10 protein-coding genes and 3 pseudogenes are annotated in these 14,533 nt (G+C 70.1%); 4 read left to right on the top strand and 9 right to left on the bottom strand.

What is annotated here, in order from left to right; all coding sequences use genetic code 11:
• Positions 1-56: 56 nt before the first annotated feature.
• From nrfD to fdh, 3 genes are read right to left on the bottom strand one after another with little or no spacing between them, the layout of a single operon-like run.
• Entirely contained in the window at positions 57-1,133 is a 1,077-nt protein-coding gene (gene nrfD, locus ABGB16_RS27845) for an NrfD/PsrC family molybdoenzyme membrane anchor subunit (RefSeq protein ID WP_347671052.1), read from the bottom strand.
• Positions 1,130-2,143 carry a 4Fe-4S dicluster domain-containing protein gene (locus ABGB16_RS27840; RefSeq protein ID WP_347671051.1) on the bottom strand — a complete coding sequence of 338 codons (1,014 nt, stop codon included), beginning with the start codon at positions 2,141-2,143 and terminating at the stop codon, positions 1,130-1,132. The genes nrfD and ABGB16_RS27840 overlap by 4 nt, the downstream gene beginning before the upstream one ends.
• Positions 2,140-5,463, bottom strand: coding sequence for a formate dehydrogenase (fdh, locus tag ABGB16_RS27835; protein WP_347671050.1), 3,324 nt, complete (start codon positions 5,461-5,463; stop codon positions 2,140-2,142). The genes ABGB16_RS27840 and fdh overlap by 4 nt, the downstream gene beginning before the upstream one ends.
• Before the next feature lie 203 nt (positions 5,464-5,666).
• Here fdh and ABGB16_RS27830 point away from each other — a divergent pair, with 203 nt between their 5' ends.
• From ABGB16_RS27830 to ABGB16_RS27815, 4 genes and pseudogenes are all read left to right on the top strand, one after another.
• Positions 5,667-5,903 (top strand): hypothetical protein, encoded by a 237-nt coding sequence (locus tag ABGB16_RS27830; RefSeq protein WP_347671049.1) that lies wholly within the window; start codon positions 5,667-5,669, stop codon positions 5,901-5,903.
• A gap of 945 nt (positions 5,904-6,848) precedes the next feature.
• Positions 6,849-7,031, top strand: a pseudogene (locus ABGB16_RS27825) (hypothetical protein); the annotation flags it as partial.
• 460 nt (positions 7,032-7,491) lie between these two features.
• Positions 7,492-8,184: an AAA family ATPase gene (locus tag ABGB16_RS27820; protein WP_347671048.1), complete on the top strand. Its 693-nt coding sequence runs from the start codon at positions 7,492-7,494 to the stop codon at positions 8,182-8,184.
• Positions 8,185-8,256: 72 nt separating this feature from the next.
• A complete protein-coding gene (locus ABGB16_RS27815) occupies positions 8,257-8,526 on the top strand; it encodes a hypothetical protein (RefSeq protein ID WP_347671047.1) in 270 nt (89 codons plus the stop codon).
• A gap of 361 nt (positions 8,527-8,887) precedes the next feature.
• On the opposite strand, the gene ABGB16_RS27810 is transcribed toward ABGB16_RS27815, so the two are convergent.
• The 6 genes and pseudogenes from ABGB16_RS27810 to npdG all read right to left on the bottom strand — a co-directional run bounded on the left by ABGB16_RS27810 (position 8,888) and on the right by npdG (position 14,325).
• Positions 8,888-10,168: a low temperature requirement protein A gene (locus tag ABGB16_RS27810; protein WP_347671046.1), complete on the bottom strand. Its 1,281-nt coding sequence runs from the start codon at positions 10,166-10,168 to the stop codon at positions 8,888-8,890.
• A gap of 450 nt (positions 10,169-10,618) precedes the next feature.
• Positions 10,619-10,981 (bottom strand): hypothetical protein, encoded by a 363-nt coding sequence (locus ABGB16_RS27805; protein WP_347671064.1) that lies wholly within the window; start codon positions 10,979-10,981, stop codon positions 10,619-10,621.
• Positions 10,964-12,400, bottom strand: a pseudogene (gene rox, locus ABGB16_RS27800) (rifampin monooxygenase); the annotation flags it as partial. The gene ABGB16_RS27805 and the pseudogene rox, both read right to left, overlap by 18 nt.
• A gap of 246 nt (positions 12,401-12,646) precedes the next feature.
• Positions 12,647-12,985, bottom strand: coding sequence for a hypothetical protein (locus ABGB16_RS27795; RefSeq protein ID WP_347671045.1), 339 nt, complete (start codon positions 12,983-12,985; stop codon positions 12,647-12,649).
• Positions 12,986-13,168: 183 nt separating this feature from the next.
• A pseudogene (locus ABGB16_RS27790) lies at positions 13,169-13,348 on the bottom strand (hypothetical protein); the annotation flags it as partial.
• A 311-nt stretch (positions 13,349-13,659) separates the two neighbouring features.
• On the bottom strand, positions 13,660-14,325 hold the full coding sequence (gene npdG, locus ABGB16_RS27785; protein ID WP_347671044.1) for an NADPH-dependent F420 reductase: 666 nt from the start codon (positions 14,323-14,325) through the stop codon (positions 13,660-13,662).
• Positions 14,326-14,533: the final 208 nt, after the last annotated feature.

The following is a 14,533-nucleotide window of genomic DNA, read 5'->3' as shown; positions in this document are numbered from 1 at the left end:
CCCCGCATCGACGCGTCGGCGGCGGTTCTCCGGTCGAATCCGGGAAACCGTCGCCGCTACCCTCCGGACCGCTCGCGCTGCGGCAGCACCGTGTACCTCGGATCGGCTGCGGAAGCGGTGCCGGCATGGAAGTAGCCGAACTTGGTCAACGCGGATTCGGCGGCGAGCGCCAGCCCGCCGGCGATGTCCAGCGTCCGGCTGCGACGGATCGCCGACGCCGCGAGCAGCGCCGTTCCCGCGAGCGCACACACCCGGGCGGCCCGGCGGAGCCGCCCGGCCCGCCCCGTGGTCAGCGGCTCGGCCACCATCCCGAGGCGCCGGTGGACGGCCCGGTCAAGCAGCTGCGCGGCGACGGAACCGGCGAGACCGGCCACCCGGGCCGGCGCCGCCTCGCGTGCCGGGGAGGCCGCCGCCACCAGGCCGCCGGCCGCGGCGAGGCCGCTCGCCCCGAACAGGTACGGCAACTCCCGGTGCGCCTCGTGCCACACGGGGACGGCGGTGTTGGCGATCAGCGCGCCGGTGTAGGTGGTGATCGCGGGGGCGACGGCCGTGGCGGCCAACCCGCTCGGGCGGGCCAGCAGCCCGGCGAGCTCCGCCGCGCGGCGCGGCAGCAGGCTCGCCACCTCGTCCAGCGCGGCGACCGCCACGAGCGGGCTGAAACCGCCGAGCAGCCACGTACCGACCGACATCGGCGAGGTCGGCTTGACGACGCGCAGCATGTGCACGAAACGCCTGGGCCTGCCGAGGTCGACCACCAGGACGGCGAGCGACAGCCCCGTCGCGCCGGCCGAGACGAGCCGGGCGGCGCGGCGCATCGCCGGGCGGCCGGTGAGGTCGGCACCCGCCGCCAGGAGGGCCCCTCCCCCGGCCACCCCGCCGAGGAAGAGGTAGCCGGCGATGTTGTGCGCCTTCCACACGGGCGGCTTGATGACCGCTCGGCCGTAGTAGGACCGGAACTCGGCCGGCGGCACGACCTCGCCGCCGCGGCCCGGGCGTCGGCCGCCCCGGGAGCCGATCAGGGCCTCCCGGCCCGGCGCGACGTGGTGCAGCCCGTCGCGGCGTACCTCGCTGCCGGCCTCCTGCGAGCCGACGGCGCCGCTTCCGCTGGACGACCCGGACGGTGCGGCGCTCATCGGCGGGCTCCCGCGAACGCGGCGAGCACGGTCGCGGCCACCGCGGCCGCCGCGATCGCCGTGTGCCGCCACATGGCCGGTAGGTCCCGGGTCGTCACGACGGGATCGGGTGGAAAGCCGTACACCTCCGGCTCGTCGAGCAGCAGGAAGAACGCGCCGGTCCCGCCGACGCCGTCGTCCGGATCGGCCCCGTACAGCCGGGCGTCGGCCACCCCGGCGTCGTGTAGTTGCGCGACCCGGTGCGCGGCGCGTTCGCGCAGGTCGTCGAGAGGGCCGTACTGGATGGACTCCGTCGGGCACGCCTTGGCGCACGCGGGCTCCTGGCTTCCCGTCATCCGGTCGTAGCAGAGCGTGCACTTCCAGACGCGGCCGTCATCCTTGCGCTGGTCGATCACCCCGTAGGGGCAGGCGGGCACGCAGTAGCCGCAGCCGTTGCAGATGTCCTCCTGCACCACCACCGTGCCGAACTCGGTTCGGAAGAGGCTGCCCGTGGGGCACACGTCGAGGCAGGCGGCGTGCGTGCAGTGCTTGCACACGTCGCTGGCCATCAGCCAGCGCAACTCGGTGCGCCCGTCCGCGCCGACCGGCTGCCGTGGGCCCCCGTCCGGGCTCGGCGCGAGCCGCGTCGCGCCGGTCTCGGTGCCGAGGCGGGCGCCGTGCTCCGGGCCCAGGCCAGCCGCCACCACCTGCGCGGTGTGCCCGCTCGCGGACGGGCCGGTCGGCATGAGGGCGACGGCGTTGTTCTGCCGGCCGAGCGGGCGGTCCTGCTCGATGAAGGCGACGTGCCGCCAGGTGTCGGCGCCCAGCATGCCCGTGTTGTCGTACGACATGCCGAGCAGGGCGAGCCCGTCGTCCGGGATCAGGTTCCACTCCTTGCAGGCGACCTCGCACGCCTTGCATCCGATGCACACCGAGGTGTCGGTGAAGAATCCCATCCGCGGCGGTGGCTGCGCATATCCGGAGTCGAGGGCCCGGTCCCCCTTCGCGCCCTCCAGCAGGTTGTCGGTCATTCGGCTCGCCCGTGCCCTTCCGTGGTGCGGTGCGCGGTGCCGGTCGCCGCGGTGATCCCGGCCCGCCCCAGGTACTCCTCGACGAGGCGGCGCCGGTCCGGGCCACGGGGACGGCGGCCGGGCCGGATGTCGCAGGTGAGGGCCTTGACCTCCTGGATGTGCACGTCCGGGTCGCGGGACATGTGGGTGAGGTCGTTGGCCGAGTCGCCGGTGGTGATGCCGTTGCGACCCCAGTGGTACGGCAGGCCGATCTGGTGGACGATCCGGTCGTGCACCCGTACCGGAACCATCCGGTCGGTGACCAGCACCCGCGCCTCGATCGCGCTGCGGGCGGTGACGATGGTCGCCCAGCCCAGGTGACTCAGCCCGACCTGGGCGGCCAGTTCCGGCGACACCTCGCAGAACGCCTCCGGCTGCAGTTCCGACAGGTACGGCAGCCACCGGCTCATCCCGCCGGCCGTGTGGTGCTCCGTGAGCCGGTACGTGGTCAGCACGTACGGGAAGACACCGCTGCCCCGGTCGTCGCCGCTCGGGTGGTAGGGGTCCACGTCCCGCCGCCGGCTCACCTCCCGCGCCGGGTTCTGCCGCTGCCCGTAGAGCAGGTTCGGCACCGGCGACTCCTGCGGCTCATAGTGCGTCGGCAGCGGCCCGCCGGACAGCCCGGCCGGCACGTACAGCCAGCCCTTCCCGTCCGCCTGCATGATGAAGGGGTCGACGCCGGACAGGGCGTCCTGCCGCTTCGCGCCCTCGGGGGGCCGGTAGTCCGGGGGCTTCGTCGGCTGGAAGTCCGGCACGTCGTGCCCGGTCCACTTCTTCTTCCCGGCGTCCCACCACACGTACGCCTTGCGCTCGCTCCACGGCCTGCCCTGCGGATCGGCCGAGGCGCGGTTGTAGAGCAGGCGACGGTTCGCCGGCCAGGCCCAGCCCCACTCGGGCGCGACCCAGTTCTGCTCGGTGTGCGGCTTGCGCCGCGCGGTCTGGTTCACCCCGCCGGCGTAGGCGCCGCAGTAGATCCAGCATCCGCAGACGGTGGAGCCGTCGTCGGTGAGTTCCTCGTACGTCGACAGGCAGGAACCGTCGGCCCGCCAGCCGTTGATCTCCTGTAGCACCTCCTCGGCGCTCGGCTCCCCGTGCGGACCGGAGGTGGAGTAGGACCAGTTCAGGTCGAGGATCGGGCGGTCCCGCTCGGCGGTCGAGCCGGCCAGCTTCGCCCGGATCCGCCGGCCCAGGTGGTACCAGAACCACAGGTCGCTGCGCGCGTCGCCGGGCGGATCCACCGCCTTGTGGTGCCACTGCAACATCCGCTGCGTGTTGGTGAAGCTGCCGTCCTTCTCGGTGTGCGTGGCCGCGGGCAGGAAGAACACCTCGGTCCCGATGTCCTCGGTCCGCAACTCGCCGGACTCGATCTCCGGTCCGTCCTTCCACCAGGTGGCACTCTCGATCAGCGAGAAGTCCCGGACCACGAGCCAGTCGAGGTTCGCCATGCCGAGCCGCTGCGCCCGCGCGTTGGCCGAGCCGACCGCCGGGTTCTGCCCGTTGAGGAAGTAGCCCTTGCACGTGCCGTCCAACTGCGCCTGCACCGTCTGGTAGGTGCTGTGGTCGCCGGTGATCCGCGGCAGGTAGTCGAAGCAGAAGTCGTTGTCGGCGGTGGCCGCGTCACCCCAGTACGCCTTCAGCAGGCTGACCGCGTACGACCGCATGTTGCCCCAGTAGCCCGTCTCCGAGGCGTCGTCGGCGACGTACTCGTCCAGGCTGCCGTGCGAGTCCGGGTGCGGCATCGGCAGATACCCCGGCAGCAGGTCGTAGAGCGTCGGGATGTCGGTGCTGCCCTGGATGCTCGCGTGCCCGCGCAGGGCGAGGATGCCTCCGCCGGGTCGCCCGATGTTGCCGAGCAGCAGTTGCAGCACCGAGGCGGCCCGGATGTACTGCACCCCGACCGTGTGCTGGGTCCAGCCCACCGCGTACGCCCATGCGGTGGTCCGGTCCCTGGTGGAGTTCTCCGTCACCGCGCGGGCCAACTGCCCGAAGAGTTCCTCCGGGATGCCGCAGATCCTTGCCACCAGCTCCGGCGTGTAGCGGCGGTAGTGCCGCTTCAGCAGCTGGAAGACGCACCGCGGGTGCGCAAGGCTCTCGTCCCGGCGCAGGTTGTGCAGGTCCGTCAGCGAGGCCCCGTGGCTGCCGTGCTCGTGGCCCCGTTCGGTCGCGTGCCGCTGGTACGACCGCCGCTCGCCGGCCTCCCGCGCGTTCTCCTTAACGCCCTGCTCCCGCTTGCCGGCCGCGCTCGCCACCCGGACGCCCTCGTACTGCCAGCTGTCGGTGGAGTAGCTCGACGTGTCGTCCCGCCAGCCGGAGAAGAGACCGTCGAGGTCCTCGGTGTCCTGGAACCCCTCGCTGACGATCGTCGCCGCGTTCGTGTAGTTGACCACGTACTCACGGAACTCGAGGCCGTTGCTGAGCACGTGGTTGATCAGGCCGCCCAGGAGGGCGATGTCGGTGCCGGCCCGGATCGGCACGTGCAGGTCCGCCAGCGCCCCGGTGCGGGTCAGCCGCGGGTCGATGTGAATGAGCGTGGCACCGCGCGCCTTCGCCTCCATGACCCACTGGAAGCCCACCGGGTGGCACTCGGCCATGTTCGAGCCCTGCAGGACGATGCAGTCGGAGTTCTGCAGGTCCTGTTGGAAGGTGGTGGCGCCGCCGCGGCCGAACGAGGTTCCCAGACCGGGAACGGTGGAGGAGTGTCAAATACGGGCCTGATTCTCGATCTGCACCGCGCCGAGGGCGGTGCCGAGCTTCTTGATCAGGTAGTTCTCCTCGTTGTCCAGCGTCGCACCGCCGAGGGCCGCGATGCCCATCGTCCGCCGCAGCCGCCGGCCCTGCTCGTCCCGATCGGTCCACGTTCGCGCCCGGGTCGCGATGACCCGGTCGGCGATCATGTCCATCGCTCTGTCGAGGTCGAGATCCTCCCAGTCCGTGCCGTGCGGCCGGCGGTAACGCACCCGCGTCTGGCGCAGCGGGTTGGTGACGAGCTGCTTGGTCGCGGCGCCCTTCGGGCATAGCCTGCCCCGGCTGACCGGCGACGCCGGGTCCCCCTCGATCTGGACGACCTGCTCGTCCTTGACGTAGACCAACTGCCCGCAGCCCACCGCGCAGTACGGGCATACGCTGCCGACCACCCGGTCCGCGGTGGTCGTACGCGGCTCCAGCCGGTCGGTGCGCCGGGAGCGGGCCGCGGCGCCCCGCGCGAGGCGGTCCCCCGCGCCGATGACGGACCATGCCTGCCGGAAGACGGGCCAGGGTAGGAACGTCTCTCGGATTCCCATGGCACCCCCGCCGGCCGCGTTTACCCACCCTGTCTACCTCCACCGGCTCTGGTCGCGTGCGGGGTTCCACGATTTGCTGGGGTGACGGCGCCCGGCAGTGGTGGATGTGGCGTGCGGGGCCATCACCTCGCGGTCGTCCGCGTTGGTCTCGCGACGGACGGGGTAGGCGGAGCGGCAGGTACCGACAGTGAGGGGAGACAGCGATGGACTACCAGCAGTCGGACGTCGAGGTGGTCTACCGGCGCGGTGACTGGCACAGCTGGCACGACATCGTCCGCTGGCTCGAGCGCGGGCTCAGCCGTGATCAGCAGGCTGACAACGAGCTCAGCGAGGTCGAGTCGCGCGAACTGCTCGACGGCTTCCGCAAGCTCGACCAGCAGGCGACGCCCTTCACCACCGACCCTGCGCACGCCTACCGGGTGTTGCAGTCCGTGCACTGACCCCAGGCCCGTACGGAGCTGCCGTCGCCCGGTTGTCGCCCGCCCGGCCGCCGGGCCCGGCAGGTCCAGCACCCGCGATCGTGACCGTCGCATACGTTTTCCGCCGGGTACCTCCCCACCGTCCCCAGTTTCGACAACCGGGAGGTCCACCGTGACCGCAGCAGCACAGAAGCAGGACGTCATCGACCTGCTACTCAGCCAACATAACGAGATCAAGTCGCTGTTCGCCCAGGTCAAGGCGGCTCCGAGCAGCGAGCAGAAGCGACACGCCTTCCAGCAGCTCGGTCCGGTGGCCGCCAGGGCGGTGGTTCGGTCCGGTGCTACTTCTTCTGCAGACACATCGGCGACATCGGGATCTCGCGGCACAACTGGTGTTTGAAGGTCGTGATCTTGTCCGAGTGGTCGTGCGGGCCGTAGCCGTTGACGTACGTCTCGTCGCGCTGGCCGGGGAGGTGGTCCTGGAGGCCGGGCCCCGGGCCGCCTGCCGACTGGCGAGACCTGGCCAGGAACTTCGGCTCACCGTGGTGGTTGTACTGGACCGCCTCCACGCTCGGATAGGCGTTTCCGGTGACGCGGACCGTGGACGTTCCCCTGCTGTCGAAAGACACCTCCATGCCGATGTCGATGGGCGCGAACAACTGGCTGCTACTTCCTGCTTCCACGTCGAACTTCAACCCCCGGGCCGACGGCTTGACCTCGATGGACACGCCGAGCGCCACGTCGTATGTCGGCCCTTCGTGGTCGCTCAGGGGAAGGTGGTGGAAACACCGGGACGGGTAGACGCAGCTCGGCGCGACCATCACGACCACCGCGCCGGTGTCCGTGTCCCAGGCGACGGCCACCCGGTAGCCGGCGTCGACGCTGGTCGAGAAGTGGACGCTGGCCGCCGGCCGGCGCCTGCTGATCCTGCTCGACAACGCCGCCGACGCCGCCCAGGTCCGCCCGTTGCTGCCCGGCGCGGGCGGCTGCCTCGTGCTGGTCACCAGCCGGAGCCAGCTCGCCGGCCTGGTCGCGGCGGAGGGCGCGCATCTGGTGACGGTCGGGCTGCTCTCCCCCGACGAGGCCCGGTGGATGCTGGCGCGCCGGCTGGGCGCCGAGCGGACGGACGCCGAACCCGCCGCGGTCGACGAGATCGCCGCCCAATGCGCCCGGCTCCCCCTGGCGCTCGCGCTCGTCGCCGCCCGGGCCGCGGTCAACCCGAACTTCCCGCTGGCCCGGCTGGCCGACGAACTGCGGGTGGACCACCTCGACGTGCTCGGCGCCGGGGACCCGGACACCGACGTACGCAACGTCTTCTCCTGGTCGTACCGCTCGCTCAGCCCGCCCGCGGCCCGGTTGTTCCGGCTGCTCGGGCTGCACCCGGCACCGGACATCGGGGCGTCGGCGGCGGCCAGCCTGTCCGGGCTGGCGGCCAGACAGACCCGGATGCTCCTGGCCGAGCTCACCCGCGCTCACCTGGTCGCCGAGCACGCTACCTGGCGGAGCGCGAGCCGACCGAACGAGCACCCTCAGCTTGGAAGAGCGCCCTCAACCGGTTCACGCGCTGGGCGCGTCGACAGCGTGTCCGCTGGTCTGCCAGGATCGGCGGATGGTGGTGAGGGAACGGCCCGTGGTGGTCGCCGTGTGCGGGTGTCCGGGGGCTGGGAAGACCACCGTCGCCGCTGCGACGGCCGGCCGCTTGGGTATCCCGTTCCTGACCCGCGACGAGATCAAGACAGGTCTCGGGCTGTCCTGCGCCTCCGTCGCCGAGGACGGCCGGGTCCGGCTCGGCCGGGACTTCCACGTCGCCGGTGGTCCCGTCAGCCTCCGGGCCGAGGTCGTGATGGTCGACGCGGTCCGGCTGCTCGCGGCCGCGGGGGTGAGCTTCGTCGTGGAGTCCTCGGTGTTGTCCCACGAGTTGCTGGGCGTGCTGCTGACCGGTGGCGCCCGGGTGCTGGCTGTGCACGTCGTCGCCCGGGAGGCGGTCATCGGCCGGCGACTCGGTGCTCGGGCGGCCGACGGCGGGGCCATCGACCAGCAGCTTCTGTCCCTGTTCCAGCGGGGTGAGATGAAGCGGTCGATCTTCGAGCCGCCGGAGGGCGTCGAGGCCGTCGTCGAGATCGACACCTCAGACGATGGAGCTCCGGCCATCGAGACGATCGTGGCAGCGGTCGTCGCACTGCTCGGGCCGCCGAGCGCAGGAGGGGAGCCGGCACCGATCGAGCCGGCAACGAATCGTAGACCAGAGCCCACAGGTGGCCGGCGTCCTGGCCGGTCGGTGGAGTCACTGCGTCGGCGTTGACCGAACCAGGAAAGTGCCCGCCCTGTGGTTGCTCGTCCCGAGCCCGGGCGGCCACCGTGGGTCCACCCGAGGGTGGAGCGACAGCCGGGTGTCGTCCACCTGTCGACCAACCCTGCGGTCGACGGACCGGCCCACGCGGCCGACGCGGCCACGACCGTGACCAGCACGTATTGCGCCGACCTCCAGGCGCGGTACACCAGCGACTACAACATGTACCTCAAATACAGCATGTTGCAGCTCAGCACCAGGGACCCGGCAGCCCGCGCCTTCTACGGCAGCCTGGCGAGCCGCTACTTCACGAGTTACCAGCAGGGCCTCGCCCTGTACCAGGCCAACTGCTGACGCTGGCGGTGCGGCCCGACTGAGGCTGGCGTAATTCCTCAACGCGGCGGCTCCCGGGTTGTGCCTGGGAGCCGCCGCGACGTCTGTATCAGAGGCTCGGCACGTTGGCGCCGTCGAAGCCGGCCTCTCCCCTGCTCCGAGCACGGCAACATATGCCTCTGGCAGGTTTCCTGACTGTCGTCGACCCCGTTCGGGTCCCCCGTCGCGGTTCGATGCGCGACTCGGGCAGCCCCACGAGTAGTACGTCGCCCGGAAGGCGTTGCCCCGGGCCGCCGGTGCACCGGGTCAGGTGCCGGCCAGGTCGTAGCCGAACGAGGTCGCGCTGGCGGTTGTCGCGGTGACCGGCTGCGTTGCAGGCTCCTCAGGCCTGCATCCGGTTGGCCAGGCCCGACTCGCGCAGGCGGCGGCGCTGCCCGTCGGCCACGATGACCTCCACGACGATCAGGGTGAAAGAGACGGCCGCCAGCAGGCCCAGCGCGCCCATCGCCGACATCCGCCGTGCGACGGGGACGAGTGCGGCCAGCACCAGCACGGCGGCCACCCTGGTCCAGATGATCGTCCTGATCGTGCGGGCGATTCGCAGCTGGTAGGCGACGTTGGCCAGGAGGAAGAGGGCCAACCCCCCGTAGAGGCCGAAGAGACCGATGGCGGAGAGCGATTCATCGGGGTGATGTCCTTCGATGCGGCCGACGTTCTTGACCAGCTCGCGTATTCCGAGGGCCGGCAGGAGGATGCCGGCGACCATGGGAAGGTGCAGGTAGCTGTAGGCGTCCCGGGCGAGGGCGAACCTGGTCTTCGCGTCGGCCCGCTCGAGGACCTGCTCACCGATGAGCGCGACCACGTCGAAGTAGGTCCAGAGCAGCGCCCCCGTGACGGTCATGGCAAGCATGACGGCGAACAGGAGCCGCCAGCTGATCGACACGTCGGAGCTGGACGTTCCGATCGAGATGATGTTCTCGCCCACGGCCACGATCAGGATCAACCCGTACCGCTCGCACCAGTGCCGGGCGGAGAAGATGCCGATCTCCCAGACGGGCAACGTGAAGCTACCCACGTAGTCCACGAGCACCGCCAGCAGCCAGAGGAGGGTCACGGCGATGGCGACCTGTCGCTGGTCGGTGAGGAGCCGGTGCGGCACGAGCGCGGCGCAGACGAGCAGGGCGGTGCTGGCGATCATCGGCACTGCGGGCACCACGATGTGCCGGACCAGGCGCTGAGCCGAGACGGCGTACGCGTACAGCGCCAGGTGCAGCGACCGCACGAGGAAATAGCAGGTGGGGAAGACGAGCGGGCCGTACAACCCGCCGGGCCGGTCGGTGAACGCGACGAGGGTCGACAGCGCCATCACGAAGGTGATCCCGGTGACCACGAACAACCCGAACCGCATCACCCCGAAGCTGGCCTGCAGGTTGTTGCTCAGCCACGCGAAAGCGCCCCAGGACCACCAGAGCAGGGCCAGCACGAGCATTCCGCGAAGCACGCCCTGAGGGGTGTAGTCGCTCAGGATCAGCGTGCCGAGCTGGACGAAGGCGAACACGAAGACCAGGTCGAAGAAGAGCTCCTCGGTGGCCGTGCGGGCTGGCGACGGCGTCGCGCAGGTATTCGCGTACCGGCTTGCGCCCTGCGGTCTTCCCCCCGTCACCTCCAGCCGGCGGTCGTTCCTCCGTCACCGCGCCAGTCTGACAGTACGCCCGCTCGAAAGCTTCGGTTTCGTACCGGTTGGCCGGATTCTATCCGGCTCGGCCGGGTGGCATCGGGAAGTCCTCACGTCCATCCAGTCAGCGAGAAATGTCCAGACCCGTGGATGGCGCGCTCGTGGGGTCTGACGTGATCCTTCGGTCAGGTTTCCTGAATCAGGTCTCCGGGGCGGAGGAGGTCGCCAAGCCGGCCAGGTGGTTACCAGACCGGTGTACGTAAAGCCTGGCTTGATCGCCCGGCCCAGCGCGTCATAGTCGTAGCTGGTGGTGACGCCCCCGACCGCCTGCTGGGACCGCACCTGGCCGAACGCGTCGGTCTGGGTGTCCGACCCCGCCCATGGTGCGCTTCAACGTGCCACGCGCGGTGTAGAGATACGACGAGCCGTCGTTCTGGGTCAGTAGCTGGTTGCGGGCGTCGTAGGTGAACGTCTTCGACCCCCGCCGGTGGTGTCCTCGATCTTGCGGTAGGTGACGTTGCCGTCGGCGTCGTACGTCGTGGACGTCCTGGCCGTGTGGATCGCACCCGTCACCTGGTTGAGCACCGGCGGGTCGAGCTGTTCGACGACCTGCCCGGCCGGATCGTAGGTGTAGGTGGTGCTCAGGTCGCCGACGGGCGCCTCGGCCTTGACGGTTTTCGTGCGCGCGCGCCCGAGGCCGTCATAGGTGAACTCGGTGACGAGCCCGGCTGCGTCGGTGGCCCGTACCGGGTCGCCCTCACCCGGCCGTAGGGCTCCTGCGGCGCCGAACCACCCGGCCAGCGCGACCTCGAGCGTGTGCTGATCCTCGCCGACCCACGCGACGTGCCCGTCCGGCCGGAGCAGTACCGCCGGCACGTCCAGCTCTTCGCTGATGTCGGCGACGTGGTCGACCCGGTCGGCCCAGCCGTCCACCGCAAGCCGCCCCGTCTGGTCGAGCAGCAGTCCGCTGCCGGTGCGCATCAGCTCGAACAGGCGCCCACGCTTCAGCTGGACGTCGCGCAGCCGCCGCCCGAGCAGGGCATGGCCCTCGCCGAAGTCGTACCGGATGCTGATCGCCGTGATCTTCTCGATCAGGAACCGGTTGACGTCGTTGAAGTCCATCAGCTGCGCCAACAACCGCCGAACCGCCTGCGGCCCGGGCTCGTTGGCCGTCAGGTGCATCTGTGCACGGGTGTTGTTGAGCACGTCCGCGGCCACCGGATGCCGCTCGGACTCGTAGCTGTCCAGCAGGTCGTCCGGCGCCCAGCCGTTGACGGCCGCCGCCAGCTTCCAACCCAGGTTGAACGAGTCCTGGATCCCAAGATTGAGCCCCTGCCCGCCCATCGGCGGGTGGACGTGCGCGGCGTCCCCGGCCAGAAACACCCGTCCGGCCCGGTAGCGCTCGGCCTGGCGGGTCGCGTCTCCGAAGCGCGACAGCCAGCGGGGGGAGTGCACGCCGAAGTCGGTGCCGGCGTACCTGCGCAGCTGCTGCTTGAACTCCTCAAGCATCGGCGGCACCGAACGGTCTTCGACCACGCCCGCCGCCGGCACGACCACCCGGAACACCCCCGGCTTGTCCGACGGCCCGATCCCGAACCGCTTCTCGGTCTTGCGCACCTCGGTCATCATTTCGGTGATGTCGTTCGGGGACGCCGTCACCTCCATCTCGCCCAGCAGCGTGTCGATTCTCGACGGCTCACCGGAAAATCCGACCCCGAGGAGTCTCCGAACCGTACTGCGCCCACCGTCGCAGCCGACGACAAACCGCGCCCGCAACGGCGTGGCAGTCCCATTTCCAACGTGGACGGTCACACCGTTGTCGTCCTGCTCCAGCCCGACCACTGCACAGCCGCGGCGGATCTCGGCTCCGACTTCGGCCGCGTGCTCGGCGAGCAGCCGGTCGGTGAGCGTCTGCGGAATGCCGAGCACGTATCCGTGGGCGGTGTCCAGCCCGGTGGGAGCGGGCTTTTCGATGCCCGCGAAGAATCCCCGGACGCCGCCGGGACGGATCGGATACTGCTTGCCGTTCTCGAGGAACCGCTCCAACAGTCCCCGCTGATCCATCACCTCGACACTGCGCACGTGCAGCCCGAGCGACCGCACGAACGGCGGCAGCTCGGCCTCCTTCTCCAGCACGAGCACGTTGACGCCCTGCAGACGCAATTCGCTCGCCAGCATCATGCCGGTCGGCCCGCCTCCGGCGATGATCACATCAAACACGCATTCCCCCATGGGGTGCCGATTCCTACGCTCGGCCGACGATTGTGCGCCACGACCGGGGTCTTGCCACAAGCCCGGGGGTGCGGTATATGTTAATAGTGGCAAGGAGTTCTCCTCCTTGCCTTTGTTGTTTTCACGCCGGCGGGCGCAACCGAGCTCACAGTTCGACGGCTGGCTCACCGAGCGCATGGCAGCGAACACCAGTTCGAGCATCACGCAGTCGTGCCCCCGGCGAGCACATCCGGCTCAGCTCCCCGCCCGTCGCCACCGAGCCGATCCGCCAGCCCCTTCCTGCACCAGAACGAATGACGCCTGATAGCTGCCCCGCCCGGTCCGGTTGCGGTGCGCGAAGACAGCCTCATCTGCAGCATCCCTCGTACCCCTGGCCAACCGCACCGCCCTCGTCGACGCCGTCGCCGTAGTCACGTACGGCGGCTCCCCGAAGGCCGAGGCGGAGGGCGTGATCGACCAGCCGGGCGCCACGGCACCGTAGCCGCCGAAGCCCTCCAGCACCGAGGCCCGCTGCCCCAGGTGTTGCTCGACCAGGGCCACCAGTTCGGCATCACCGTCCGGATCGGTGCTCACCGTGACCCTGGCCAGGCCCGACCACAATCGCCGATCATCAGCTACCCGCCGTGACCGGCTGGATTCGGCCTCACAACAAGTGGATCAGAGCCTCTGTCCACCGGCCGCCGACATTCGTCCCGGCGAGCAACTGCGCACTGGTAGAGGAATTTCGCTCCACCAGTGCGCATGGCAACGCCGACGTCAGCTGGGCGCAGCGGACGGTTCCGGAAGGTACGTCGCGTACTTCTGTTTGATGAGCGAGTTGTAGGCGTAACCCCACAACCGGGTGCCACGGAAGGTCCACACCTTGCCGGCGGTCAGGTCCACGACGGCGGGTTGGGTCATCGCGGCGAAACCGGCCAGATTCAGACGCCCACTCCTTCAGGAATGAGGGCTTTCGACGCTGGGCTTCGACCCGACCCGTTTCCAGACCGAGCCGCCAGCCTGCTACCGGGCCTCCTGGCAGCTACCCGGACCGGACTCACACCGGCAGGCGACGACGAGCTTACGACTACAGACGAGCTACACACTCACCTCTAGGTCCGCTGGGCGCACGAACAGGGGAGGCTAATCTACGAACTCCGAAACTGTAGTCGTGATGGCTCGTCTCCATACCAGCGGTACTGCAAGCTTGCGCACTCCATCGGGGCGCGACCCTGCAGTACCGCCGATGTCCGGACAGAACGGAGGACTCAGATGTCGGTGACGCGCAGGCCGGCATGCGCCTTGTAGCGCCGGTTGATGCTGATCAGGTTGGCGGTGAACGCCTCGACCTGGTGCGAGTTGCGCAGCCGGCCGCCGTAGATGCCCCGCATGCCGGGAATCGTGGCGGCGAGTTGCTGGACAAGCTCGGTGGCGTCGCGGTCGTCACCGAGCACCAGCACGTCACCGTCGACGAACTCGACCGTCGGGTCGTCGAGCAGCACGGCGCTGACATGATGAAAGGCCGCGACGACCCGGCTCTCGGGCAGCAGGGCCGCGGCCTGTTCGGCCGCCGAGCCCTCCGGTACGCGATGCGCGAACGCACCCTTGCCGTCGAACCCGAGCGGGTTGACGCAGTCCACGACCAGCTTCCCCGCCAGGACCGGCGCCAGCTCGCTGAGGAGTTCCCCGTGTCCCTCCCACGGCACCGCCACGATGACGATCTCGCCGATACGAGCCGCCTCGTGGTTGGCGGCTCCCTCCACCTGCCCGCCCGTCGCGGATGCGAGGTCCTTCGCGGCTGCCTGCGCCCGCTCCGCGTTGCGGCTGCCGAGCACCACCGGCAGGCCGGCGGCGGCGAACCGGCGCGCCAGCCCACGCCCCTGCGGACCGGTGCCGCCGAGGACGGCTACGGTCCGGGTTCCCAGATTCGTCAACGCATATCTCTGAGGATGTAGTCAGGATGTGGTCAGGGCAGGTCGGCCAGCGCGGTGCTGTGGTCGGGATGGGTCAGCATCTCGGCTCTGGCGCAGAAACGGTGGTGAGTACCGTCCTGAGTAGCCGGTGTCGTGGGTAATCATGACTTCGGTGTGACGTGATCAAGTCGGTATTCCCCGGGCTGTCTTCGCTGGTCATCGAGCAGGT

The organism is Micromonospora sp. B11E3 (assembly GCF_039871625.1).
Classification (GTDB): Bacteria; Actinomycetota; Actinomycetes; order Mycobacteriales; family Micromonosporaceae; genus Micromonospora.
The sequence above is the reverse complement of the archived record's forward strand: the minus strand, read 5'-3'. Positions and strand labels throughout refer to the sequence as shown.

Coding starts and splice junctions, on each gene's coding strand:
- nrfD (WP_347671052.1), bottom strand. CDS start 1,133: ATGAGCGCCGCACCGTCCGGGTCGTCCAGCGGAAGCGGCGCCGTCGGC.
- ABGB16_RS27820 (WP_347671048.1), top strand. CDS start 7,492: ATGGTGGTGAGGGAACGGCCCGTGGTGGTCGCCGTGTGCGGGTGTCCG.
- ABGB16_RS27840 (WP_347671051.1), bottom strand. CDS start 2,143: ATGACCGACAACCTGCTGGAGGGCGCGAAGGGGGACCGGGCCCTCGAC.
- ABGB16_RS27830 (WP_347671049.1), top strand. CDS start 5,667: ATGGACTACCAGCAGTCGGACGTCGAGGTGGTCTACCGGCGCGGTGAC.